This window comes from Streptomyces sp. NPDC046203, assembly GCF_040646255.1.
Lineage (GTDB): Bacteria > Actinomycetota > Actinomycetes > Streptomycetales > Streptomycetaceae > Streptomyces.
In genome coordinates, this window is the sequence record NZ_JBEYZX010000005.1 from 93,477 (window position 1) to 115,934 (window position 22,458).

General features: G+C 71.7%; 19 protein-coding genes. 13 read left to right on the forward strand and 6 right to left on the reverse strand.

Going from position 1 to position 22,458, the window contains the following annotated elements:
• Positions 1–175: 175 nt before the first annotated feature.
• From ABZ990_RS06070 to ABZ990_RS06125, 12 genes are all read left to right on the forward strand, one after another.
• Positions 176–1,567 (forward strand): DUF6716 putative glycosyltransferase, encoded by a 1,392-nt coding sequence (locus ABZ990_RS06070; protein ID WP_361225984.1) that lies wholly within the window; start codon positions 176–178, stop codon positions 1,565–1,567.
• Positions 1,567–2,847, forward strand: coding sequence for an acylneuraminate cytidylyltransferase (locus ABZ990_RS06075; RefSeq protein ID WP_361225986.1), 1,281 nt, complete (start codon positions 1,567–1,569; stop codon positions 2,845–2,847). Before ABZ990_RS06070 ends, ABZ990_RS06075 begins: the two co-directional genes overlap by 1 nt.
• Positions 2,848–2,874: 27 nt before the next feature.
• Positions 2,875–3,771 (forward strand): N-acetylneuraminate synthase family protein, encoded by an 897-nt coding sequence (locus ABZ990_RS06080; RefSeq protein ID WP_361225989.1) that lies wholly within the window; start codon positions 2,875–2,877, stop codon positions 3,769–3,771.
• On the forward strand, positions 3,768–5,027 hold the full coding sequence (locus ABZ990_RS06085; RefSeq protein WP_361225992.1) for a hypothetical protein: 1,260 nt from the start codon (positions 3,768–3,770) through the stop codon (positions 5,025–5,027). The genes ABZ990_RS06080 and ABZ990_RS06085 overlap by 4 nt, the downstream gene beginning before the upstream one ends.
• Before the next feature lie 116 nt (positions 5,028–5,143).
• On the forward strand, positions 5,144–6,571 hold the full coding sequence (locus tag ABZ990_RS06090; RefSeq protein WP_361225995.1) for an amidohydrolase: 1,428 nt from the start codon (positions 5,144–5,146) through the stop codon (positions 6,569–6,571).
• A 284-nt stretch (positions 6,572–6,855) separates the two neighbouring features.
• Positions 6,856–7,926, forward strand: a complete 1,071-nt coding sequence (locus tag ABZ990_RS06095; RefSeq protein ID WP_361225998.1) for a BMP family ABC transporter substrate-binding protein — start codon at positions 6,856–6,858, stop codon at positions 7,924–7,926.
• A 182-nt stretch (positions 7,927–8,108) separates the two neighbouring features.
• Positions 8,109–9,902 carry an ABC transporter ATP-binding protein gene (locus ABZ990_RS06100; RefSeq protein ID WP_361226001.1) on the forward strand — a complete coding sequence of 598 codons (1,794 nt, stop codon included), beginning with the start codon at positions 8,109–8,111 and terminating at the stop codon, positions 9,900–9,902.
• Positions 9,899–11,017 carry an ABC transporter permease gene (locus tag ABZ990_RS06105; RefSeq protein ID WP_361226004.1) on the forward strand — a complete coding sequence of 373 codons (1,119 nt, stop codon included), beginning with the start codon at positions 9,899–9,901 and terminating at the stop codon, positions 11,015–11,017. The genes ABZ990_RS06100 and ABZ990_RS06105 overlap by 4 nt, the downstream gene beginning before the upstream one ends.
• A complete protein-coding gene (locus tag ABZ990_RS06110) occupies positions 11,014–12,276 on the forward strand; it encodes an ABC transporter permease (protein WP_361226007.1) in 1,263 nt (420 codons plus the stop codon). Before ABZ990_RS06105 ends, ABZ990_RS06110 begins: the two co-directional genes overlap by 4 nt.
• 86 nt (positions 12,277–12,362) lie before the next feature.
• On the forward strand, positions 12,363–12,812 hold the full coding sequence (locus ABZ990_RS06115; RefSeq protein ID WP_361226385.1) for a cytidine deaminase: 450 nt from the start codon (positions 12,363–12,365) through the stop codon (positions 12,810–12,812).
• 84 nt (positions 12,813–12,896) lie between these two features.
• On the forward strand, positions 12,897–14,177 hold the full coding sequence (locus tag ABZ990_RS06120; RefSeq protein WP_361226010.1) for a thymidine phosphorylase: 1,281 nt from the start codon (positions 12,897–12,899) through the stop codon (positions 14,175–14,177).
• A gap of 149 nt (positions 14,178–14,326) precedes the next feature.
• Positions 14,327–14,920 carry a Uma2 family endonuclease gene (locus ABZ990_RS06125; protein ID WP_361226013.1) on the forward strand — a complete coding sequence of 198 codons (594 nt, stop codon included), beginning with the start codon at positions 14,327–14,329 and terminating at the stop codon, positions 14,918–14,920.
• Between the two features lie 41 nt (positions 14,921–14,961).
• Here the strand turns inward: ABZ990_RS06125 and fxlM are convergent, their stop codons facing one another.
• From fxlM to ABZ990_RS06140, 3 genes are all read right to left on the reverse strand, one after another.
• The gene (fxlM, locus tag ABZ990_RS06130; protein WP_361226016.1) at positions 14,962–16,206 is read right to left on the reverse strand and encodes a methyltransferase, FxLD system; all 1,245 of its coding nucleotides are present in this window, start codon (positions 16,204–16,206) and stop codon (positions 14,962–14,964) included.
• A gap of 286 nt (positions 16,207–16,492) precedes the next feature.
• The gene (locus tag ABZ990_RS06135; protein WP_361226019.1) at positions 16,493–17,608 is read right to left on the reverse strand and encodes a hypothetical protein; all 1,116 of its coding nucleotides are present in this window, start codon (positions 17,606–17,608) and stop codon (positions 16,493–16,495) included.
• Positions 17,605–18,273 (reverse strand): HAD family hydrolase, encoded by a 669-nt coding sequence (locus ABZ990_RS06140; RefSeq protein WP_361226022.1) that lies wholly within the window; start codon positions 18,271–18,273, stop codon positions 17,605–17,607. Before ABZ990_RS06140 ends, ABZ990_RS06135 begins: the two co-directional genes overlap by 4 nt.
• A 121-nt stretch (positions 18,274–18,394) precedes the next feature.
• Here ABZ990_RS06140 and ABZ990_RS06145 point away from each other — a divergent pair, with 121 nt between their 5' ends.
• A complete protein-coding gene (locus tag ABZ990_RS06145; RefSeq protein ID WP_361226025.1) occupies positions 18,395–18,658 on the forward strand; it encodes an STAS domain-containing protein in 264 nt (87 codons plus the stop codon).
• 96 nt (positions 18,659–18,754) lie between these two features.
• On the opposite strand, the gene ABZ990_RS06150 is transcribed toward ABZ990_RS06145, so the two are convergent.
• The 3 genes from ABZ990_RS06150 to ABZ990_RS06160 all read right to left on the reverse strand — a co-directional run bounded on the left by ABZ990_RS06150 (position 18,755) and on the right by ABZ990_RS06160 (position 22,401).
• Positions 18,755–19,714: a sigma-70 family RNA polymerase sigma factor gene (locus tag ABZ990_RS06150; protein ID WP_361226387.1), complete on the reverse strand. Its 960-nt coding sequence runs from the start codon at positions 19,712–19,714 to the stop codon at positions 18,755–18,757.
• A 254-nt stretch (positions 19,715–19,968) separates the two neighbouring features.
• Positions 19,969–20,658 (reverse strand): L,D-transpeptidase, encoded by a 690-nt coding sequence (locus tag ABZ990_RS06155; protein ID WP_361226389.1) that lies wholly within the window; start codon positions 20,656–20,658, stop codon positions 19,969–19,971.
• Positions 20,659–20,940: 282 nt separating this feature from the next.
• Positions 20,941–22,401, reverse strand: coding sequence for an MFS transporter (locus ABZ990_RS06160; RefSeq protein ID WP_361226028.1), 1,461 nt, complete (start codon positions 22,399–22,401; stop codon positions 20,941–20,943).
• Between the last annotated feature and the right edge of the window lie 57 nt (positions 22,402–22,458).

Here is a 22,458-nt window from a genome sequence, read left to right on the forward strand (position 1 = left end):
TGACCGGAAAGGGGACGAGCGGTGAACACGAAGCGGCGGGCCTCTTAACCGCCCTTGTTCCCGCCCCCTTCCCGGCCCCTTTCTGTCCGTTTCCCGCTCGGCGGATCGATGCTGTTCACCCTTTGTTGCAGCCGTGTTGGGCCGCGAATCCCGTATCCCTCCTAGCGTCCTCGACGTGTCCTCACGTACCGAACGAGCGGTGCGCGTCGCCGTTCTCGCCGATTCCGACACGCGGTGGAAATGGGGCGTGCTCACCGCACGCAGAATCACCGCGGAATTGCCGGCGAGCGGCGAGAATGCCGGAGCCCCCGGAGCCCCCGGAGCCCCCGGAGCCCCCGGAACCGCCGAAGCCGCCCCCGGATCGGCGGAGTCCGCCGCACCGGCCGGGCCCACCGGCTTCGTGCTGCGCGGCCGCGCCACCCCCACCACCCGCCAGCTCGCCGAGACCGGGGTGTCCCCGGTGGCGCCGCGCGAGGTGACGGGAGCGGAGTTCCTGCGCGAGGTACGCGCCGCGGCCGACCGAGGCGAGGGATACGACGTGATCGTGCTCGCCCTCGTCGGCGGCACCGTGCGCGCCCTGCTCCAGGGCATCGCCGAACTCGCCCTGGAACGCCGCCCGGTGCTCGTCACCGGCTATGTCGGCGTGGTCTACGAGAAGCTCGCCGACGGTCTGCTGCTGCGCCACGGAGCCGATGTCGTGCTCGCCAACTCCCGTCACGACGCGGACCGTTTCCGCGCCGTGTACGAGGGGGTCGGCGCCGACCCGTCGGCCGTCGTCGAGGCCGCGCTGCCGTTCCTCGGCGGAGCCCCGTACCGGCGTGAAGAGGGCCGCGACACCCTGGTGTTCGCCGCCCAGCCCTCCGTACCGGTCACCCGGGCCGAGCGGACGTACGTACTGCGCCGGCTGATCGAGCACGCGCGGCAGCGTCCCGACCGAGAGGTGCTGCTGAAGCTGCGCTCCAAGCCGGGCGAACACACCACGCACCTGGAGGAGTTCCCCTACCAGCGACTCGTCCGCGATCTCGACGTGCCGCCCAACTTCCGTCTGGTGTACGGGCACATGGGCGAGGTCCTCGACCGTACCGACGTCCTGGTCACCGTCTCCTCCACGGCGGCCCTCGAAGCCCTGCACCGGCGGATCCCCACCGCGATCCTCACCGACCTCGGGGTGCGCGAGGCGCTCGGCAACCACCACTTCATCGGCTCCGGGCTGCTCACCTCCTTCGACGGGCTCGACGCCGGGAGCGCGCCCGAGCCCGACAAGGACTGGCTGGACCGGCAGGGCGTGGCCGCCGACGGTTCGTACGACCGTGCCTTCGACGCCGCCCGCGACCGGGTCGCACGGCTTCTCGCCGGACCCGCGCTGCCGCCGGTCGCCCCGTACTACACCACGTCCACCGCCGGCGGCTATCTGCCCGGCATCCTCGCCCGCCACCGCCTCGACGTCACCGCACCCGCGCCCCGCGCGAGCGGTGTGCGCCGGATCGTCCGCGAGGCGGCGCGCGGCGCCTACCGCCATGGCGTCCAGCGCGTGGCGCCCGTCATCCGACGCCTGGGAGATCTGTGATGCCCGCCCCGACGAACGATCCAGCGCCGACGAGCCAGACAGCGCCGACGCACCAGGCCACCCCGGCGGCCGTACCCGCACCGACGACCCCGGCCGCCCCGCCCGCCCCCACCGTGCTCGCCGTCGTCCCCGCCCGGGGCGGCTCCAAGGGCGTCCCCGGCAAGAACCTGGCCCCGGTCGCCGGGATCGCGCTGGTCGGCCGGGCCGTCCGCGCCTGCCTCGGCGCGCCCGCCGTCACCGATGTCGTCGTCTCCACCGACGACCAGGACATCGCGGACGCCGCCCGCGCCCACGGCGCCGAGGCCGTCCGCCGGCCCGCCGGGATCTCCGGCGACACGGCCACCAGCGAGGCCGCCGTCCTGCACGCGCTGGACACCTTCGAGGCGCTGCACGGCCGCACCCCCGATGTCGTCCTGCTCGTCCAGTGCACCAGCCCCTTCCTCACCTCGGAGGAGATCGACCAGGTCGCGTCCGAGGTGGCCGGCGGCGGCGCCGACACCGCCTTCACGGCCGCCCCCAGCCACGGTTTCCTCTGGAGGAGCGGTACGCAGGGCGCCACCGGCGTCAACCACGACAAGGCCCACCGGCCGCGCCGCCAGGACCGCGAGGCCGAGTACCTGGAGACCGGCGCCGTCTACGCGATGGCCACCGACGGCTTCCGTACCCACCGGCACCGCTTCTTCGGCCGCACCGCGCTCGTCGTCACCGACCCCGCCCGGGTCCTGGAGATCGACGACCCGCACGACCTCGCCCGCGCCCGCGCCCTCGCGCCGCTCCTGGACCGGCCGGCCGGTCCGGTCTTCGGCGACATCGACGCGGTCGTCCTCGACTTCGACGGCACCCAGACCGACGACCGCGTCCATATCGACGCCGACGGACGGGAGTTCGTCTCCGTGCACCGAGGCGACGGCCTCGGCATCGCCGCCCTGCGCCGCGCCGGAATGCCGCTGCTGATCCTGTCCACCGAAGAGAACCCCGTCGTCGCCGCCCGCGCCCGCAAGCTGCGGATCCCGGTCCTGCACGGCGTGGACCGCAAGGACCTCGCCCTCAAGGACTGGTGCGACGAGCACGGCATCGACCCCGCGCGCGTGCTCTACGCCGGCAACGACGTCAACGACCTCCCCTGCTTCCGTCTCGTCGGCTGGCCCGTCGCGGTGGGCAGCGCCCACGACTCCGTACGGGCCGCCGCCCGCGCGGTCACCAGCACCCCCGGTGGCTTCGGCGCGATCCGCGAGATCGCCGCCTGGCTCCTCGGACCCGAGCTCAACACCCCTGCATAGCCCTCCACTTCGTAAGGAACCACCATCATGGGCAACTCCCGTCTGCGCACCCTCGGCGCCAAGACCGCCGGCCCCGGCCACCCCGTCTACGTCACGGGCGAGATCGGCATCAACCACAACGGCTCCCTGGACAACGCCCTCGCGCTCATCGACGTGGCCGCCGAAGCCGGCTGCGACGCCGTCAAGTTCCAGAAGCGCACCCCGGAGATCTGCACCCCGCGCGACCAGTGGGACATCGAGCGCGACACCCCCTGGGGCCGGATGACGTACATCGACTACCGCCACCGCGTCGAGTTCGGCGAGGACGAGTACCGCGCCATCGACGAGCACTGCGCGAAGCGCGGCATCGACTGGTTCGCCTCCCCGTGGGACAACGAGGCCGTCGCCTTCCTGGAGAAGTTCGACGTGCCCGCCCACAAGGTGGCCTCCGCCTCCCTCACCGACGACGAGCTGCTGCGCGAACTGCGCGCCACCGGCCGCACGGTGATCCTCTCCACCGGCATGTCCACCCCGAAGCAGATCCGGCACGCCGTCGAGGTCCTCGGCAGCGCCAACATCCTGCTCTGCCACGCCACTTCGACCTACCCGGCCAAGGCCGAGGAGCTGAACCTGCGCGTCATCCAGACGCTCCAGGACGAGTACCCGAACGTCCCGATCGGCTACTCCGGCCACGAGACCGGCCTGTCGACCACGCTCGCCGCCGTCGCCCTCGGCGCCACCTTCGTCGAGCGCCACATCACCCTCGACCGCGCGATGTGGGGCTCCGACCAGGCCGCCTCCGTCGAGCCGCAGGGCCTGACCCGCCTCGTCCGCGACATCCGCGCGATCGAGACCGCCCTCGGCGACGGCGTGAAGAAGGTCTACGAGTCGGAGCTCGGCCCGATGAAGAAGCTCCGCCGGGTCCAGGACACCGACGCCGCATGACCGGCCGGCTGGCGTTCGTCGAGAGCCCGGTCCAGCTCCTGAACGTCCTGGAGTGGGCCCATGCCGACGCCCTCGGGCGTCCCCGCCCCCTCGCCACCGTCCCGCCGCAGCCCGCGCGCGGCGGGACGGTGGCCGACGGGCCCCGGGAAGACGGCACCCCGGCCGGCGGGGCCGCGCACCACACGGCCCCCGGCGACCGGGCCACGGCCGACGGCGCTCCCGGCGACCGGAGCCCCGCTGCCCCCGCAGCCCCCGCCGCCTGGGACTCCGACCTCGCGGACCCCGCCCCCCGCCCGCCCTCGCTCGCCCACGCCGGCCTCCATGTGGTCGTCCTCGCGCCCACCGACCCGATGTCCCGCGGCCAGCTGCGCCGGATGGCCCAGCTGGCCCGGGACGAGGGCGTCACGGTGACCTGGCAGGACGCCCGGCAGGGCAGGGGCGCGGTGGTACGGACCCTGGGGGAGCTGGCCGGGCCCCTGCGCGCCGCGGAGCGGGTGATCGTCGGGGACCCGTTCTCGCGCTACGTCCAGCTGCTGCTCACCCTCTACGGCCCCCGCCGGGTCACCGTCGTCGACGACGGCACCGCGACCATGGAGTACGCGGCCCAGCTCGCGCGCGGCGAACGCCTGGTGCGCTGGCACCGGCGGGGCAGCCTCGGCCCGCGCGAACTGGCGCTCGCCCCCGTCACCTCACTGGCCCGCCGCAAGCTCGCGCCGGGCCGCCACCGCACGGTGGAGATCTTCACCTCGCTGCCGGTCGAGGCACCGCCCGGAACCACCGTCACCGCCAACGACTTCGCCTGGACCCGGGCCGCCTTCGGCCCGCCCCGTCTCACCCGGGGCGCCGATCTGGTCGGCACCTCCCTGGTGGAGACGGGTGTGGTCGACCCCGACGAGTATCTGCGGGCCGTGACCGTCCTCGCCCGCACCCACGGCGCCACCCGCTACTTCGCGCACCGCCGCGAGAGCACCGACAAGCTGCACCGGGTCGCCACCGAGACCGGACTCGAAGTGGTCCGCCCCGACCTCCCGCTCGAACTGATCGCCCGCCGGGGCCCGATCGGCCGCACGGTGGTCAGCTTTCCGTCGACGGTCGTGCACACGCTGCCACTGGCGCTCGCCGGTACGGGCGTGAAGGTCGCCGTCTGCGAGATAGCGCCCGAGTGGATCAGACGGACCGCCTCGCCGAGGGCGCGCGGCTTCCTGGCCGGGGTGGCGGGCAGCGCCACCCTGACTGAAAGGCTCGAATTCGGGTAGGCATACCCAGTGAGGATGACAGCCAAGCTTGAAGAGAGCGATTTCTTTCCCCTATCGGGCTGAAGTTTTCGCGATCAAGCGGTAGTTGATCTTCCAAGGGGCATACCCTTCCCAAGGTGAACCAGTTGAAGTCCCATGAGCCCGACCCCGGTCCGGCGCCCGCGGCGCTGCCCGGGAAGCTGTCCGAAACCCTGCGCGCCGAACTGATCGAGTTCCGCAGGGACTTGCACATGCACCCCGAGCTCGGCAAGCAGGAGTTCCGTACCACCGCCGTGCTCAAGGCCCGACTGGAGGCCGCCGGGCTGCATCCGCGCGTACTCCCCGGCGGCACCGGGCTCGTGTGCGACATCGGTGGCTTCGTCGGTGTCGTCGGCGGCATGGACGGCGTGGACGGCATGGACGGCGACGGGGGGAGCGACGACAAGGAGCCCGGCGGAGACGGGAAGATCGGCGGGGACGGGAAGATCGGCGGGGACGGGAAGCGCGGCGGCGGGAACGACGGGGACCACCGCGAGGGGAGCACTCCGCGCGCCGGCGGCGCCGCGGGCGACGGCCTCGGCCGGGAACGGCGTCCCGTGCTGGCCATCCGCGCCGACATCGACGCGCTGCCGATCCCGGACACCAAGACCGTCCCGTACCGCTCCACCGAGCCCGGCCGCGCGCACGCCTGCGGCCACGACGTCCACACCACCGTCGCCCTGGGCGCCGGTCTGGTCCTCGCCGCGCTCGACCGCGAGGGCCGGCTGCCCGCGCCGGTCCGGCTGATCTTCCAGCCCGCCGAGGAGGTGCTGCCCGGCGGCGCCACCGACGCGGTCGAGGCGGGCGTGCTCGACGGGGTCGGCCGGATCATCGCCGTGCACTGCGATCCGAAGGTCGACGCCGGCCGGATCGGGCTGCGCCACGGCCCCATCACCTCCGCCTGCGACCGGCTCGAAGTCACCCTGTCGGGCGGCGGCGGGCACACCGCCCGCCCGCATCTGACCACCGACCTGGTGACCGCCGCCGCCCGGGTCGCGGTCGACGTGCCCGCCGTCGTCGGCCGCCGGATCGACGCCCGCTCCGGTCTCTCGGTGACCTGGGGCCGGATCGAGTCCGGTCACGCCCCGAACGTCATCCCGCAGCACGCCGAGCTGTCCGGCACCGTGCGCTGCCTCGACCTGCCGTCCTGGCGCGAGGCCCCCGACCTGGTCCACGCGGCCATCGACGAGGTCGCCGCGCTGCACCGGGCCAAGTCGACCGTCGACTACGTGCGCGGCGTCCCGCCGGTCGTCAACGATCCGGCCGTCGCCGATCTGCTGCGCGAGGCCATGACGGCCCGGCTCGGCGCGGACGCGGTCGAGGACACCGAGCAGTCGCTCGGCGGCGAGGACTTCTCCTGGTACCTGGAGCACGTCCCCGGGGCCATGGCCCGGCTCGGGGTGCGCGCCCCCGACGAGACCCGGGTGCGCGATCTGCACGCGGGCGACTTCGACGTCGACGAGTACGCCATCACGGTCGGTGTGGAATTGTTCACGGCCGCCGTTCTGCTGGACGCGACCGCCTAGCCCCGCCCGGCATCGCATATGCGGATATTTTCGGCCATGACCGCCACCGGATGGAAAGCGTCCGGTGGCTCGGCGAGGCCCCTGCGGGCTCGCCGCACCGGCCGTCACCAGGCACGATGTCGGACCGTGCCGGAATGGGTACGGTGCGTGGTGTTCTGGCTGGTTCGCGTCGATCCGATAACGACTCATGAACGGGTCTTTAACTGACATCTACGCGCGTTACGATCGCGGCGAAACCAGCGCCGGAAGAGGCGCTTTCGGTCAGTCTTGAAGGGACCCTCCTCTTGCGCCGGATCACCAGGATCGCCACCGTGGGCATCGCCTCCGCGGCGCTCGCGCTGTCCGCCACCGCGTGTGGCAAGTCGTCGTCGGACGAGAGCTCCTCGTCCTCGTCCTCGGCGTCCTCCGACTCCAAGGGCCTCAAGGCCGCCATCGCGTACGACATCGGCGGCCGCGGCGACCAGTCCTTCAACGACGCCGCCTTCGCGGGTCTGCAGAAGGCCGAGAAGGAGCTGGGCGCCAAGGGTGCCGAGGCCGAGCCCTCCGACGGCGAGAGCGACGCGGACAAGGTCCAGCGTCTGACCTCGCTGGCCCGCAAGGGCAACAACCCGGTCATCGGTGTCGGCTTCGCCTACGCCCCGGCCATCGAGAAGGTCGCCAAGCAGTTCCCGAAGACCACCTTCGGCATCATCGACGACACCTCGAAGACCGGCGCGAACATCGCCAACCTGGTGTTCAACGAGGAGCAGGGCTCCTACCTGGCCGGCGTCGCCGCCGCCAAGGTCTCCAAGTCCCACACGGTCGGCTTCATCGGCGGTGTCGAGGTTCCGCTGATCAAGAAGTTCGAGGCGGGCTTCGTCCAGGGCGTCAAGGACACCGACCCCAAGGCCAAGGTGCTCACCCAGTACCTGACCCAGCCGCCGAACTTCGACGGCTTCTCGAAGCCGGACCTCGGCAAGGCCGCCGCGCAGGGCCAGCTCGACAAGGGCGCCGACGTGATCTACTCGGCCGCCGGTCTCGCCGGTTCGGGTGCGATCGAGGCCACCGCCAAGGCCGGCAAGTGGGCCGTGGGCGTCGACTCGGACCAGTACCTGCAGAAGGGCCTGGACCAGTACAAGGACCACATCCTGACCTCGGTCACCAAGGACGTCCAGGGTTCCGTCTTCAACCTGATCAAGTCGGTCAAGGACGGCAAGCCGCAGTCCGGTGAGGTCCGTGTCGGCCTCGCCGCGAACGGTGTCGGCCTGGCCGACTCGAACCCGGCGTACAAGAAGCTGGCCGATGTCATCGCCGCCGTCGAGAAGGCGAAGGCGGACATCGTCGCCGGCAAGATCACCGTCAAGACCACTCCGTGACGCTGATCGCTCCATGATCGACCGAGGGCCCGGTGACGGGGGGAACACCCGCCGTCACCGGGCCCTCGGGTCCGCCCGCCACCGCTTTTCCGGCCGCTCCGTACGGCCCCCGCGGACCCGGCGGCCGGGCCCGGTCTCATTACCGTACGGGTTTTCCATTCTCGGCAGTGCTACGCGTGTAGATGTCCCAGCGGCACGATAACTTCGCCCCGCCCTGCCCGTCCGCTCCCACTCCTTCCGGCCAAGGAGAGTGCGCCATCAACGCGTCCAGCCCCCCTGCCGTCGAACTCCACGGCATCACCAAGCGCTTCCCCGGCGTCGTCGCCAACAAGGACATCGCGATCACCGTTCGCAAGGGCACCGTCCATGCCCTCATCGGTGAGAACGGTGCCGGCAAGTCGACCCTGATGAAGATCCTCTACGGCATGCAGAAGCCGGACGAGGGCACCATCGCCGTCGACGGCGAGCAGGTCTCGTTCAGCAGCCCCGGTGACGCCATCGCGCGCGGTATCGGCATGGTGCACCAGCACTTCATGCTCGCCGACAACCTCACCGTCCTGGAGAACGTCGTCCTCGGCGGCGAGAAGCTCCACGGCATCGGCGGCAAGGCCCGTCGCAGGATCCAGGAGATCTCCGACGCGTACGGCCTCGGGGTCCAGCCCGACGCCCTGATCGAGGACCTCGGGGTCGCCGACCGGCAGCGCGTGGAGATCCTCAAGGTCCTCTACCGGGGCGCCCGCATCCTGATCCTCGACGAGCCGACCGCCGTCCTGGTCCCGCAGGAGGTCGACGCGCTCTTCGACAACCTGCGCGAGCTCAAGTCCGAGGGTCTGACCGTCATCTTCATCTCGCACAAGCTGGGCGAGATCCTGAAGGTCGCCGACGACATCACCGTCATCCGGCGCGGCACCACGGTCGGCACCGCCGACCCGAAGACCGCCACCACCAAGCAGCTCGCCGAACTGATGGTCGGCTCCGAGCTGCCCTCGCCGGAGACCCGCGAGTCGACGGTGACGGACGTCCCGATGCTCCAGGTGGCCGGGCTGACCCTGACCGAGTCCGGCGCGGCCGCCGCGGCCCCGCTGACGTCCGCCGCTCCCGAGGACCCGGCCGCCGTGCTCGACATCCCGGAGCCCCGGGACGCCGAGCCGCAGGACGCCCTCGTGAAGACGGCGAAGACCGAGGCGCCCGCCGCGACTCCGGCCGCCCCGGCGACCGCCGCCGCCCGCAAGCTCCTCGACGACATCTCGTTCACCATCCACAAGGGCGAGATCCTCGGCATCGCCGGCGTCGAGGGCAACGGCCAGACCGAGCTGATCGAGGCCCTGATGGGCATGAACAGCCCGGACGCCGGCGTCATCACGCTCGACGGCACGGACATCACCACGACCTCGGTGCGCAAGCGCCGCGAGGGCGGCATCGGCTACATCCCCGAGGACCGCCACCGCCACGGCCTGCTCCTGGAGTCCTCGCTCTGGGAGAACCGGATCCTCGGTCATGTCACCGAGGCCCCGAACTCCCGGCGCGGCATCCTCGACCCGAAGGCCGCCCGCGCCGACACCGAGCGGATCGTGCGCGAGTACGACGTCCGGACCCCCGGCATCGACGTGACCGCGGCCTCGCTGTCCGGCGGCAACCAGCAGAAGCTGATCGTCGGCCGCGAGATGAGCCACCACCCCAAGTTCCTGATCGCCGCCCACCCCACCCGCGGTGTGGACGTCGGCGCGCAGGCGCAGATCTGGGACGCCATCCGCGACGCCCGCAGCGAGGGCCTGGCGGTGCTGCTGATCTCGGCCGACCTGGACGAGCTGATCGGCCTGTCCGACACCCTCCGGGTCATGTACCGAGGCCGGCTCGTGGCCGACGCGGACCCCGCCACCATCACGCCCGAGGAGCTGGGCTCCGCCATGACCGGTGCCGCCACCGGTCACCTGGAGGGCAACGACCAGCAGCCCGGAGACGGTGACGCCCGATGACGAAAATCGACAAGGACAAGCTGATCATCGGGGCCGCCGGCCCCGTGCTCGCGCTCGTCTCCTCGTTCGTGCTCACCGTGCTGGTGCTGCTCGTGACGGGCCTCGACCCGATCGAGCCGATCCGGCTGATGCTGGACAACGCGGCGTACTCCGACATCCAGGTGCTGATCGTCAACCAGACGGGCATCTACTACCTGGCGTCGCTGGCCGTGGCCATCGGCTTCCAGATGAACCTCTTCAACATCGGCGTCGACGGCCAGTACCGCCTCGCCGCCATGGTGTCGGCCCTCGTCGGCGCCTCCGTGAGCCTGCCCGGCCCGCTGCACATCCTGCTGATCGTGCTCGTCGCCATGCTCACCGGTGCCTTCTGGGCCGGTATCGCGGGCATCCTCAAGACCACCCGAGGGGTCTCCGAGGTCGTCTCCACGATCATGCTGAACTCGATCACCACGGCCCTGGTGGCCTGGCTGATCCTGCCGAAGAACTTCGGCGTCCAGCCCGAGGGCTCCAACAACCTGACCACCGGCGACATCGCCGAGTCCGGCTGGTTCCCCGGCATCGACATGGGCGAGGGCAACGGCGTCATCTACGGCTTCACCTTCGTCGCGCTCGCGCTCGGTGTCGTCTACTGGTTCGTCCTCAACCGCTCCCGCTTCGGCTTCGACCTGCGCGCCACCGGCGCCAGCGAGTCCGCGGCCCAGGCCAGCGGCGTCGACGCCAAGAAGATGGTCCTCACCTCGATGCTGATCTCGGGCGGCCTCGCCGGTCTGTCCGGCATGCCGACGCTGCTCGGCGAGACGCACACGTACAGCCTCGACTTCCCGGTCGGCGTCGGCTTCACCGCCATCGCGATCGCCCTGCTGGGCCGTAACCACCCGGTCGGCATCCTCTTCGCGTCGCTCCTCTTCGCGTTCCTGGAGAAGGCGTCCTCGACGCTGGACACCGAGGGCTACCCGAAGGAGATCACCGAGATCATGAAGGGCATCATCGTGATCGCCGTGGTCGTCTCCTACGAGCTGGTCCGCCGTTACGGCCTCCGCCGCCAGCAGCAGAAGGTCGGCGAGCAGCTGGCCGCCGGCGCCGCCCTCACGACCGACAAGGAGGTGGCGGCATGAGCACCGGCACCGTCGCCAAGCCCAGCGCCGCCCCCGCCAAGGGTGCGCGCCGCAAGCTGACCTGGCCCTGGATCCTGCTGATCGTCGCGGCCGGTCTCGTGCTCTTCTCGCTGGTCCGCGCCGTCTCCGGGGCCGACGACCTCACCTCGGTCGGCCAGGTCTCCGGCGCTCTCCAGCTCGCCGTGCCGATCGGCCTCGCCGGTCTGGGCGGTCTGTGGTCCGAGCGCGCGGGCGTCGTCAACATCGGTCTCGAAGGCATGATGATCCTCGGCACCTGGTTCGGTGCCTGGGCCGGCTACCAGTGGGGCCCGTGGACGGGTGTCCTCGTCGGCATCCTCGGCGGTGCGCTCGGCGGTCTGCTGCACGCGATCATCACCGTCACCTTCAACGTGAACCACATCGTCTCCGGTGTGGCGATCAACATCCTGGCGCTCGGCTTCACCAAGTACCTGTCGAACTTCACGTTCGCCGAGGCCGAGGGCGGCTCCTCCAAGCAGTCCCCGCGCATCGACCAGATCACCCAGATCACCGTCCCGGGGCTCTCGGACAAGCTGGCCGAGCTCCAGGGCAAGCACTGGTTCCTGATCTCCGACCTGGCGGGCATCCTCGGCGGACTGGTCACCAACCTGTCGCTGCTGACGATCGTCGCGATCCTGCTGATCCCGGCCACCTGGTGGGTGCTGTGGCGCACGGCCTTCGGCCTGCGGCTGCGCTCCTGCGGCGAGAACCCGGTCGCGGCCGAGTCGCTGGGCGTCAACGTCTACAAGTACAAGTACATCGCCGTGGCGATCTCCGGTGGCCTCGCGGGCCTCGGCGGCGCGTTCCTCGCGATCGTGTCCACCGGCATCTACCAGGAGGGCCAGACCGGCGGCCGAGGTTACATCGGTCTCGCCGCGATGATCTTCGGCAACTGGATGCCGGGCGGCATGGCCCTCGGCGCCGGCCTGTTCGGTTTCACCGACAGCCTCAAGCTGCGCGGCGGCGCCGAGAACGTCCACGCGCTGCTGCTGCTCGTCGCCGTCCTGCTGGTGATCGCGATGCTGTGGCAGCTGTACAAGAAGAAGTACGTGGCGGCCGTCGTCGCCGCCGTCGTCGCGGCCGGCTTCTTCTGCTGGTACGCGTTCACCGACGAGGTCCCGAGCCAGTTCGTGGACGCCGCCCCGTACATCACCACGCTGCTCGTGCTGGCCCTGTCGGCGCAGCGGCTGCGGATGCCGAAGGCGGACGGACTGCCGTACCGGAAGGGCCAGGGCAAGTGACGGCGGGGCCGATGGACCCGTCGGAGAACCGGGCCGCCGGCGAGACCGAGGCCGGGGCACCGGCCGAGTCCGGGCTCAAGGGCGGACTGTCCGGTACGGGCCTCTCCGAGGCCGGCTGGGCGTCGCTGCGCACGGCGGCCCGCGAGGCCATGGCCCGCGCGTACGCCCCGTACTCCGGTTACCCGGTCGGCGCGGCGGCCCTGGTCGACGACGGGCGGACGGTCTCCGGCTGCAACGTGGAGAACGCCTCCTTCGGGCTCGGTCTGTGCGCCGAGTGCGGACTGGTCTCGCGGCTCCAGGCGACGGGCGGCGGCCGGCTGACGCACTTCGCGTGCGTGGACGGCCGGGGCGAGCCCCTGGTGCCGTGCGGCCGGTGCCGGCAGCTCCTGTACGAGTTCGGGGGCCCCGAACTGGTCCTGGAGACGCCCGCCGGGTTCCGCACCCTGGCGGAGATGCTGCCGCAGGCGTTCGGCCCGGACCACCTGGTGGCGGGCCACCCGGCTGCGGACGACCACCCGGCTTCCCCGGCTTCGTAATTCCCTGAGGCGGCCCTTCCGGCAGGATGGAGGGGCCGCCTTCTCCTTTTGCTCCTCTATGCGCGTAGAAAGAGGCATCACCACATGGACGTCATCTCCGTCATCCGTACCAAGCGGGACAAGGGCGAGCTGAGCCCCGAGCAGATCGACTGGGTCATCGACGCCTACACCCGCGGGGAGGTCGCCGACGAGCAGATGTCCGCCCTGGCCATGGCGATCCTGCTGAACGGCATGAACCGCGACGAGATCGCCCGCTGGACCGCGGCCATGATCGCCTCCGGCGAGCGGATGGACTTCTCGTCCTCGCTGTCCCGTCCGACCGCCGACAAGCACTCCACCGGCGGCGTCGGCGACAAGATCACGCTGCCGCTCGCCCCGCTCGTCGCCGCCTGCGGCGCGGCCGTCCCGCAGCTGTCCGGCCGGGGCCTCGGCCACACCGGCGGCACCCTCGACAAGCTGGAGTCCATCCCCGGCTGGCGGGCGCTGCTGTCCAACGAGGAGATGCTGTCCGTCCTCGACGGCACCGGCGCGGTCATCTGCGCGGCCGGCGACGGCCTGGCCCCGGCCGACAAGAAGCTCTACGCGCTGCGCGACGTCACCGGCACCGTCGAGGCCATCCCGCTGATCGCCTCCTCGATCATGTCGAAGAAGATCGCCGAGGGCACCGGCTCGCTCGTCCTGGACGTCAAGGTCGGCACCGGCGCCTTCATGAAGACCATCGAGGACGCCCGCGAGCTGGCCTCCACCATGGTCGCGCTCGGCACCGACAGCGGCGTCCGCACGGCCGCGCTGCTCACCGACATGTCCACCCCGCTCGGCCTGACCGCCGGCAACGCCCTGGAGGTCCGCGAGTCCGTCGAGGTCCTCGCGGGCGGCGGCCCGGCGGACGTCGTCGAGCTGACCCTCGCGCTCGCCCGCGAGATGCTCGACGCGGCCGGCCTGAAGGACGCCGACCCGGCGAAGGCGCTGGCCGACGGCTCCGCGATGGACGTCTGGCGCCGCATGATCGCCGCGCAGGGCGGCGACCCGGACGCGGCCCTGCCGGTCGCCCGCGAGCAGCACGTGATCATGGCCCCGGCCTCCGGCGTGCTCACCCGCCTGGACGCCTACGACATCGGCGTCGCCGCCTGGCGCCTGGGCGCCGGCCGCGCGCGCAAGGAGGACCCGGTGCAGGCGGGCGCGGGCGTCGAGATGCACGCGAAGCCGGGCGACACGGTGACCGCGGGCCAGCCGCTGCTGACGCTGCACACGGACACCCCGGAGAAGTTCGGGTACGCCCTGGAGTCCCTGGGGTCGTCCTGGGACATCGCCCCGGAGGGCACCTCCTTCACGCGGACGCCGATCGTCCTGGACCGCATCGCGTAAGGACCGTCGGCCGCTCGCGTAAGGAGCGGCAGGCGCTGAACGCCCCTGGCATGTGCCAGTGACACGTATGAGTGAACGGGATCGGTGGCCCCCCCCACCGGTCCCGTTCGGCATGCTGGGATCGGTGGCGACCGATTGAGGAGCACAGCATGAGCGCACTCGCCGCCGAGGCCGGACCCGAGCAGGGAAACGGCTGGGACGACCTGGTCCGTCGCTGGGAATCGATGGACTGGCCCGAGGGCTGCAAGGTGGAGATCGTCGAGGGAATCATCACCGTGGCCCCTTTGCCCACAGTTCAGCACGGCAGCATCACAGCCAAGGTCCACCGATGGCTGATCCACGGCATCTCCGAGGAGGTGAACGTGTACCAGTCGCTCGCCCTCGCGATTCCCGAGCGGTCGAGTCTGTATGTGCCCGACCTGGTGGTCGTCCCTGAAGCCGCCGTGGACCAGGCGACCGGAAGTTCCTTCCCCGCCGAGGTGGCCGAACTCGTTGTCGAGGTCACCTCGAAGGGGAACGCGCACCACGATCGGGTTCGCAAGCTGCGTGGCTATGCCGCCGGCGGTGTGCCCCTCTATCTGCTCATCGACCGCTGGGTCGCGGGCCGGCCGACGGCCACGCTCTACGGCGAGCCGAAGAACGGCCTCTACCGGGTCCTGGAGGTCGTCGAGTTCGGCGAGAAGATCCGTCTCCCCGCCCCCTTCGATCTCACCCTCGACACCTCGGAGTTCCCCGTCGACTGAGCGCCGGCCAGGCCTTCCGGTCGGCCTCCGTGATCACGTCGTCACTGCCACTCGATGATCATGCGGTTGAGTCCGTTGTCGAAGCAGAAGCGGCCCGGCCGTTCCGCCGGGGCCGCGCCGTCCCGGGTCCGGACCTCGAAGACGACGTCTCGGCTCCGGAACTCCTTGTCCCAGGTCAGCGTCTCCGTGACGACACGCTCGACGAGCTGCTGGGCTTCGGGACCGTGGCCGATGACACCGAATTCGTACAGCGTGGCGCCGTCCGATGCCTTCTCGGCGGCGGTGCGGCGGGAGAGGTAAGTCAGTGTGCCGCCGGCGAAGGTGGCTGTGGAGCTGGGGTAGGGCGAGACGACCAGACCCTGTTCGCGGGCGTCGTTCTCGGTGGGCATACGGCTCAGACCGTTCGGCAGGGTGCAGGTGAGCCAGAGCTCCAGCCACTCCGCCGACTCGGGCCCCCGGAACGTCACGCCGGTCCATGCCTCCACGCGCGGCTGGGCGAGCACGGTGGACAGAGCCTCGATGTCCACGTCCTGATCGCTGTTGGTCACCAAGGTCACCGACCCGTCCGCGGTCAGCCGCACCAGGACGCGCGGATCGTCCGCGATACCTCGCCGCAACGGCATGAACGTATTCATCTCGGAGCCGACGCTGCGCCAGACTCCGTCCACGTCCCGCTCGAAGGCGATGGACCGGGAGACGCTGCCGCGCAGCCGGAGCGGTGCGAGCAGGCGACCGCCGGGGGCGAGCTGGTCGAGCCAGGCGTGCGGGACACCGTGGGCACCGACGGTCGCCACGAGCCGGTCGTAGGGCGCGTTCACGCGGTGACCGACCGCACCGTCTCCGAGGACGACTTCGACGTTGTCGATGCCGGCGGCGGCGAGCCCGGTACGAGCGCCCTGCACGATGTCGTCGTCCACATCGATCGTGGTGACATGGCCCGTCTCCCCGACCAGGTGGCCGAGGAGTCCTGCGTTGTACCCCGTGCCCGCGCCGATTTCGAGGACGCGATGGCCCGGCTCGACACCGAGCTGTTCGAGCATCAGGCCGACGATGGAGGGCTGCGAGGCACAGCTGATGGAGATGCCGCCCTCGTCGTACTTGGTGTTCACCGGAGCATCCTCGTACGCCTTCTCCAGCGGGGCGTCCGGGACGAAGGAATGACGCGGAACCGTCCGCATGGCGTCCTCGACGCTCCGGGTGCGGACCGCACCGGTCTTGACGAGCCGGTCGACGAGCCGGGCACGGAGGCGGTCGACGGCGGGGGCGTCGGCAGTGTCGGTGTTCACGGTGCCGACGCTAGCGGCCGACGTGGTGGTGCCGGGGGCGGACGCGGTGCTGTCGCTCGTTCGCATGATGACCTCTCGGGGTCTGCCTGCCCAGAGCGAAGCTGGTCGCGGGTGATCCAGTAGGGCCACCAGGGTCCGGCTGGCGCTGAACGCCCCTGGCACGTGTCAGTGACACGTATGGCTGAACGGGATCGGTGGACCCCCATCGGTCCCGTTCGGCATGCTGGGATCGGTGACGACCGATTGAAGTTGGGCGAGAAGATCCACCTCCCCGCCCCCTTCGATCTCACCCTCGACACCGCGAGGTTCCCACTCGACTGAGCGCCCGCCACGCCTCCCGGTCGTCCGGCAGTCCCAACGCCCCCAGAGTGAAACGGCGGTTGCCGTTCGCCGGATCCCACAGCTCGTCCCTGGCTGCCAACTCCCGTGCCAGTCCTTGCTGTTCAGGAGTCGGGTCGTCGGGCAGGCCGGACGGGAAGGCGACCCGCAGATAGGGGCCGAGGTCGGGGCAGGGGGCGGTTCGGAAGGCGTGTGGGAGGGCCGCGAGGGCCGGCTCGTACAGGCGGGAGAAGTCCGGGACGCGGCCGGTCAGCGTCGCGATCAGCACCTGGCGGGGGGAGTGGCCGCCGAAGCCGGGGATGCCCGCGAGCGGGTCGAGAGCGTCGGGGCGGACGGCCGCCAGCAGCAGCTCCTCATGGGCCGCCGGGGCGTCGGCGAGCGGCCCGGTCAGCGCCGCCGCGCACCGGACCAGCGGGTCCGGGTCCGTGAGGAAGGGCGCCGGGTCGCCGCCGAGCCGGCCGAGGTCCAGGACGAGCGAGGCGCGTTCCCGTACGGACACGGCGGCCTCGGCGGCGCCGGCGAGGCGGGGGAGGAATACGGGCAGCCGGTCCGCCGCGCCCGGGTGGGCGAGCAGTTCGGCGGTCGTGGCCCACGCGCCCGCGCGGATCCCCGGGTCCGGGTCGTCCAGGAACGCGGTGACCGGTCCGACCAGTTCCGGCAGCAGATCCCAGCAGGCCAGGGCCGCCTCGGCGAGGACCAGGTCGCCGGTCTCGTCGTCCCACATGTCGACCTGGTCGTCCTCGTCGGCCGCCACGTACGCGGCCGTCCACGCCGCCGTGTCGGCCGCCGCCACCTCGGCCCGCAGCTCCTCGGCCGCGTCTCCCATCCGTACGGCGGACGCCACGTCCCGTACGAACGCGAGCCCGAGCGCCGGTGCCTCGGCGAGGCGGTCGGCGACGGCCCGGAGGGCGGGCGGGGTGGCCGGCCAGACCGATCCCTGGTGCAGGATCGCCGACCACAGGTGGTCCTCGGCCTCCGCGAGAGGACCGGCCAGGGCCGTGCCGGTGTCGGTCGCCGTCCCGTACGCGTGGAACAGCCGCTCCCATGCCACGTCCGTGCTCACGCGCCCACCCCCAGCAGCTCCGGCAGCTCGCGCATGTGCGTGAAGAGGCGGGTGCCGGGGCCGGTCAGGCGGTCCGCGCGGGTGAGGCCGCCGGTGAAGCCGAAGGCGCGCATGCCCGCGGCGCGGGCCGCCTGGACGCCGTACGCGCTGTCCTCGACCACCGCGCAGCGCTCGGGCGGCACGCCCATCGAGCGGGCCGCGTGCAGGAAGAGGTCGGGGGCCGGCTTGCCGTGGGCGACGTCGTGGGCGCTGAAGACGCGGCCCTCGAAGCGGGGGAGGAGGCCGGTGCGGGTGAGATTGCCGCGTATCGAGCGGTGGCTACCGTTGGAGGCGAGACAGAATGGCACGTCCAAGGCGTCCAGGACCTCCGTGACGCCCTCGACCTCGGTCAGCTCCGCGTCCAGCGCCTCCTCGTACAGATGCCGGAACGGCTGGTCCCAGCCGTGCTCCAGCCGGCGGCCGAGGCGTTCCTCGATCAGGGTGGTGAGCTGCGTGCCGGAGGAGCCGACGAACAGGTCGACCATCTCCTCCTCGCTGAACTCCGCGCCGAGGCGCGCGAACACCTCCCGGTCGATACGGCAGTAGATCCGCTCGCTGTCCACCAGGACACCGTCGCAGTCGAAGATCACCAGCTCGGCGCGGGTGCGGGCGCGGTCATGAGTCATGGCGTCGAGCCTAGAGACCCACGGAACAGGTGCGGAAGACGGCCCTGGCGGGGTTCACGGGGCAGCCGGGGAACAGCCCGCGATGAGTTCCGGCCGCCCGGGCGGTCCACCCCTTGTGGACATGTCCGGAACTCTCGAACTACGCCTCGCCGGCCGGCCCGCGCCCGACGAGGTGCGGCGGCTCTGCGAGCTGCTCGCCGCCACCCCGCCGACCGTCGTCGTCTGCGACCTCGGCGGGCTCACCGGTGCCGGGCTCGCCGCCGTCGACGCGGTCGCCCGGCTCCGGCTCGCCGCCCGGCGGGGCGGACACCGGCTGCTGTTCCGGGGCGCCGGGCCCGAGCTGCGCGATGTCCTCGCGCTCGTCGGGCTCGGCGACCTGCTGTGACCCGCAGGGGCCCACTTCGGCCCGCCCCGTGCCCCGCGCCGGCCCGCCGTGCGCCCCTCGCGGAGCTCCGCCGGGCCGGCGCGAGAGTGGACCGGCTCAGCCCGCAGCGGCCTCCAGCCGCTCCGGCAGGTCGAACAGCGGGAACCACCGCTTGGTGTCCAGGAAGAAGTCCATCCCGCCGATCTTCCCGTCGCGCAGTTCGAGCACGATCAGGGCCCACGGCGCGTAGCCGCCCTCCGGGTCCGGGTGGTAGTGCGCGAACGCCGGCTGGCCGTTCGCCACGGTCGGGACCAGCTTCGAGCCCCGGCACGCGTCGCCGACGCCCAGCATCCAGCCGACGATGTCCTCGTGGCCGCGCAGCCACAGGTCGTACGGCGGCATGGACATGGTGGCGTCCTCGTGGAGGAGCGTCGTGAGCGCCTTCATGTCGTAACCCTCGAAGGCCGCCACATAGCGTTCGAGGAGCGCCTTCTGCTCCTCGTCGAGCGGATCGGCGCCGTCCGCGGCCGTCGGCGCGTTCTCCTGGATCGTCGCGCGGGCCCGCTGGAGCGCGCTGTTGACGGACGCGACGGTCAGGCCGAGCAGTTCGGCCACCTCGCTCGCCTTCCAGGCCAGCACCTCGCGCAGGATCAGTACCGCCCGCTGCTTCGGCGGGAGATGCTGGAGCGCGGCGACGAACGCGAGCCGTACGGTCTCGCGCGAGACCGCCGTCTCCGCCGGGTCGGCCACCGACGGCAGCACCCGGCCGTCCGGCACCGGCTCCAGCCAGGTGATCTCGGGGCGTTCGTTGAGCCGGGCCTGCGCCACCGGCGTCGGCTCCGACAGATCCATCGGACGGGCCCGCCGGTTGCCCGCGTTCAGGGAGTCCAGGCAGACGTTGGTGGCGATCCGGTAGAGCCAGGACCGCAGGGAGGAACGTCCCTCGAAGGAGTCGAGCGAGCGCCAGGCGCGCACCATGGTGTCCTGGACCGCGTCCTCCGCCTCGAAGGCGGAGCCGAGCATCCGGTAGCAGTAACCCGTCAGCTCCCGGCGGTACTTCTCCAGGTCTTCCGTCATCAGGTCCATCGGTCCACCCCGCGCGCTTGCCCTTCACCGGCGCCCGTCCGGCACCGATGAAGGGAAGCTATCGCAGCGCACCGACGGCCGGAGGCGCCTTTGGCCAGGTCGCGAACCGGAGCCGGCCGGAACCCGGTCCACAGTGCGGTCCGGACTACGGTCCGAGTACGCCCCGAACTACGCCCCGAACTACGCCCCGGAGTACGCCCGGACTACGCCCCGGACCGCGGTCCCGGGCGCGGCCCGCGGGCCGGTCAGGTCCCGGGCTTGCGCCCGTAGATGTAGACGTCGTCGCCGTTCTTCAGCAGATTCCAGTACGCCTTCGCGTCGCTCGGCCGCATGTTGACGCAACCGGCCGAACCCGGAGGATTCCACATGGACTTGGTCACCGAGTGGAACGCCTGGCCGCCGTCGAAGAACTGCGCGTACGGCATCGAGACGTTGTAAAGCGTCGACCAGTGATTGATGTTGCGCCAGTAGATCTTGCTGGAGCCGGTACGGGTCTCCGCTCCGTCCCGGCCCGTACGCACCGGCACCGGGCCGTACTTGAGCGTCTTGCCGTCCTGGATCCAGCTGAGCTGCCGGGTCAGGTCGACACAGGCGATCCGGCCCTTGTTCGTCGGGCACTTGCCGGCCTTGTTCGGGTTCTTGCCCGCGGCCCGCTGCGCGAGCATCGTCGACATGGTGCGCCAGGTCAGCGGACCGGCGTAGCCCATCGTCGGGGTGATCCCGTGCGTGCGCTGGAAGCTCTGGATGGCCTTGCAGTCGGCGAGCGACTGACGCCCGTCGGCCGTCCGGCCGAGGAACTTCTCCACCTGCTTCTGGTACGGGCCGGTCGTCACGTTGCAGGACGACGCCGCCTGTGCCGGGGCGGTACCCACGGCCACCGTCAGCGGTACCACCAGGGACGTGACCGCGAGGCCGAGCCCGGCTCTTTTCCTCATCGTCGCGCGCGTGTTCATGATGACGCTCAACTCCCCCTTCGCTCTTCTGTGTTATGACGCTTTCGAAGGGTTGGACAGTTGCACCGGGAAGGGAACGGGTCAAGTGCGGGCCGCATACGGCGGCGCCCGGGACCGATTCGGTCCCGGGCGCCGTGCGTGTCTTCACGCCTTCCCGTATTCACCTCTTGAAGGGTTCGCGCCCCGAAGCGTCCCCGGGCCGCGGGCTCCCCGGCCCGTGGGCCGTGGTGCCGTCGTGCCGTCGTGCCGTCGTGCCGTCGTGCGTCAGACGGTCGCCAGCCGGTGGCGCCGCTCGGCGGCACGCGCGCTGTGCGACCCGTACAGGGTGATCGACACGACGCCGAACACCGCCACCAGACCGATCGCGACCGTCCCGGACCAGCCGCCCGAGTGGAAGGCGACCGCGCCGAGCGTGCCGCCGACGCTGCTGCCCAGGTAGTACGCCGACTGGTAGAGCGCCGAGGCCTGCGCGCGGCCCGTCTTCGCCGTACGGCTCACCGAGGACGAGGCGACCGCGTGCCCGGCGAAGAAGCCGGCCGTGATCAGGACCAGGCCCGCGAGGATCAGGGGCAGCGTGTCGGCGAGCGACAGCAGCAGACCGGACGTCGTCGCCCCGACCGCGAGATAGAGCGCGCCGCGCCGGCCCATGCGGCCGACCAGCTTGCCGGCCGCCGCCGACGAGACCGTACCGACCAGGTAGATCAGGAAGATCGAGCCGACCACGCCCTGCGGGAGCGAGAACGGGGCCTCGGTGAGCCGGTAGCCGATCACCGTGTACACGGCGCCGAACACCGTCATGAACAGCGCGCCGATCGCGTACAGCCGGACGAGCAGCGGGTCGGCCAGATGACCGCGCACGGTCCGGCCCAGTGCCTTCGGGTTCAGCGAGGCGGGCGTGAAGTGCCGCGCCGGCGGGATGAGGAAGCGGAACGCGACCGCGCAGGCCACGGCCAGCAGACCGACGGCCGCCAGACCCGCGCGCCAGCCCCACAGCTGGGCCACCCAGCCGGTGAGCAGCCGGCCGCTCATGCCGCCGATCGAGTTGCCCGCCACGAACAGGCCGATCGCCGCGATCAGGGCCCTCGGCCGTACCTCCTCGGCCAGGAACGCCATCGCCGAGGCCGGCACACCGGCCAGCGCCGCGCCCTGGAGCGCGCGCAGCACGATCAGGGACTCCAGGTTGGGGGCGAGCGGCACCAGCAGGGCGAGCGCCACCGCGACCGCGAGCGAGGCCGTCATCATCTGGCGGCGGCCGAACCGCTCGGACAGCGCGCTCAGCGGCAGGACGCACAGGGCGAGCGCGCCGGTCGCGCCGGAGACCGTCCAGGAGGCGGCCGAGGCGGTGGCGCCGAACTCGGCGGAGACGGCCGGGAGCAGGGCCTGGGTGGAGTAGAGGAGGGCGAAGGTGGCCACTCCGGCGGCGAACAGCGCCAGGCTGAGGCGGCGGAAACCGGGGGCGCCGGGGGCCAGGCGGGTGTCGTCCGCCTCGCGTGCGGCGGCGGCTGCGGCCTTGCGGGCCGCGCAGACCCGGTGGGCGTCACGGGTTTCGCGGGCCTCGCGGGCCTCTGCGACCGCGTCGGCGTCGGCGTCGACACCGGTATCGGTGGAGGCGGCGACGACGGCGGCGTTCGCGTCGCGGAAACCGGGGGAATCGAGGGAATCGGTGGTGGTGCGGGAGTCGGCGACCGCGGGGTGGGCGGCCGCCTTGGTACTGGCGGAAGGCATACCCAGAACGTAGGCCGCCCGGTTTCATGCGTCCAATGCACGAACCTGCTGTAATCG

What these genes read in the sequence shown, in the direction of transcription:
- ABZ990_RS06150 (WP_361226387.1), bottom strand. Translation starts at nt 19,714, where the DNA reads ATGACGGAAGACCTGGAGAAGTACCGCCGGGAGCTGACGGGTTACTGC.
- ABZ990_RS06085 (WP_361225992.1), top strand. Translation starts at nt 3,768, where the DNA reads ATGACCGGCCGGCTGGCGTTCGTCGAGAGCCCGGTCCAGCTCCTGAAC.
- ABZ990_RS06145 (WP_361226025.1), top strand. Translation starts at nt 18,395, where the DNA reads ATGTCCGGAACTCTCGAACTACGCCTCGCCGGCCGGCCCGCGCCCGAC.
- ABZ990_RS06160 (WP_361226028.1), bottom strand. Translation starts at nt 22,401, where the DNA reads ATGCCTTCCGCCAGTACCAAGGCGGCCGCCCACCCCGCGGTCGCCGAC.
- ABZ990_RS06110 (WP_361226007.1), top strand. Translation starts at nt 11,014, where the DNA reads ATGAGCACCGGCACCGTCGCCAAGCCCAGCGCCGCCCCCGCCAAGGGT.
- ABZ990_RS06075 (WP_361225986.1), top strand. Translation starts at nt 1,567, where the DNA reads ATGCCCGCCCCGACGAACGATCCAGCGCCGACGAGCCAGACAGCGCCG.
- ABZ990_RS06105 (WP_361226004.1), top strand. Translation starts at nt 9,899, where the DNA reads ATGACGAAAATCGACAAGGACAAGCTGATCATCGGGGCCGCCGGCCCC.
- ABZ990_RS06140 (WP_361226022.1), bottom strand. Translation starts at nt 18,273, where the DNA reads ATGACTCATGACCGCGCCCGCACCCGCGCCGAGCTGGTGATCTTCGAC.
- ABZ990_RS06080 (WP_361225989.1), top strand. Translation starts at nt 2,875, where the DNA reads ATGGGCAACTCCCGTCTGCGCACCCTCGGCGCCAAGACCGCCGGCCCC.
- ABZ990_RS06125 (WP_361226013.1), top strand. Translation starts at nt 14,327, where the DNA reads ATGAGCGCACTCGCCGCCGAGGCCGGACCCGAGCAGGGAAACGGCTGG.
- ABZ990_RS06155 (WP_361226389.1), bottom strand. Translation starts at nt 20,658, where the DNA reads ATGAGGAAAAGAGCCGGGCTCGGCCTCGCGGTCACGTCCCTGGTGGTA.
- ABZ990_RS06120 (WP_361226010.1), top strand. Translation starts at nt 12,897, where the DNA reads ATGGACGTCATCTCCGTCATCCGTACCAAGCGGGACAAGGGCGAGCTG.
- ABZ990_RS06100 (WP_361226001.1), top strand. Translation starts at nt 8,109, where the DNA reads ATGTCCCAGCGGCACGATAACTTCGCCCCGCCCTGCCCGTCCGCTCCC.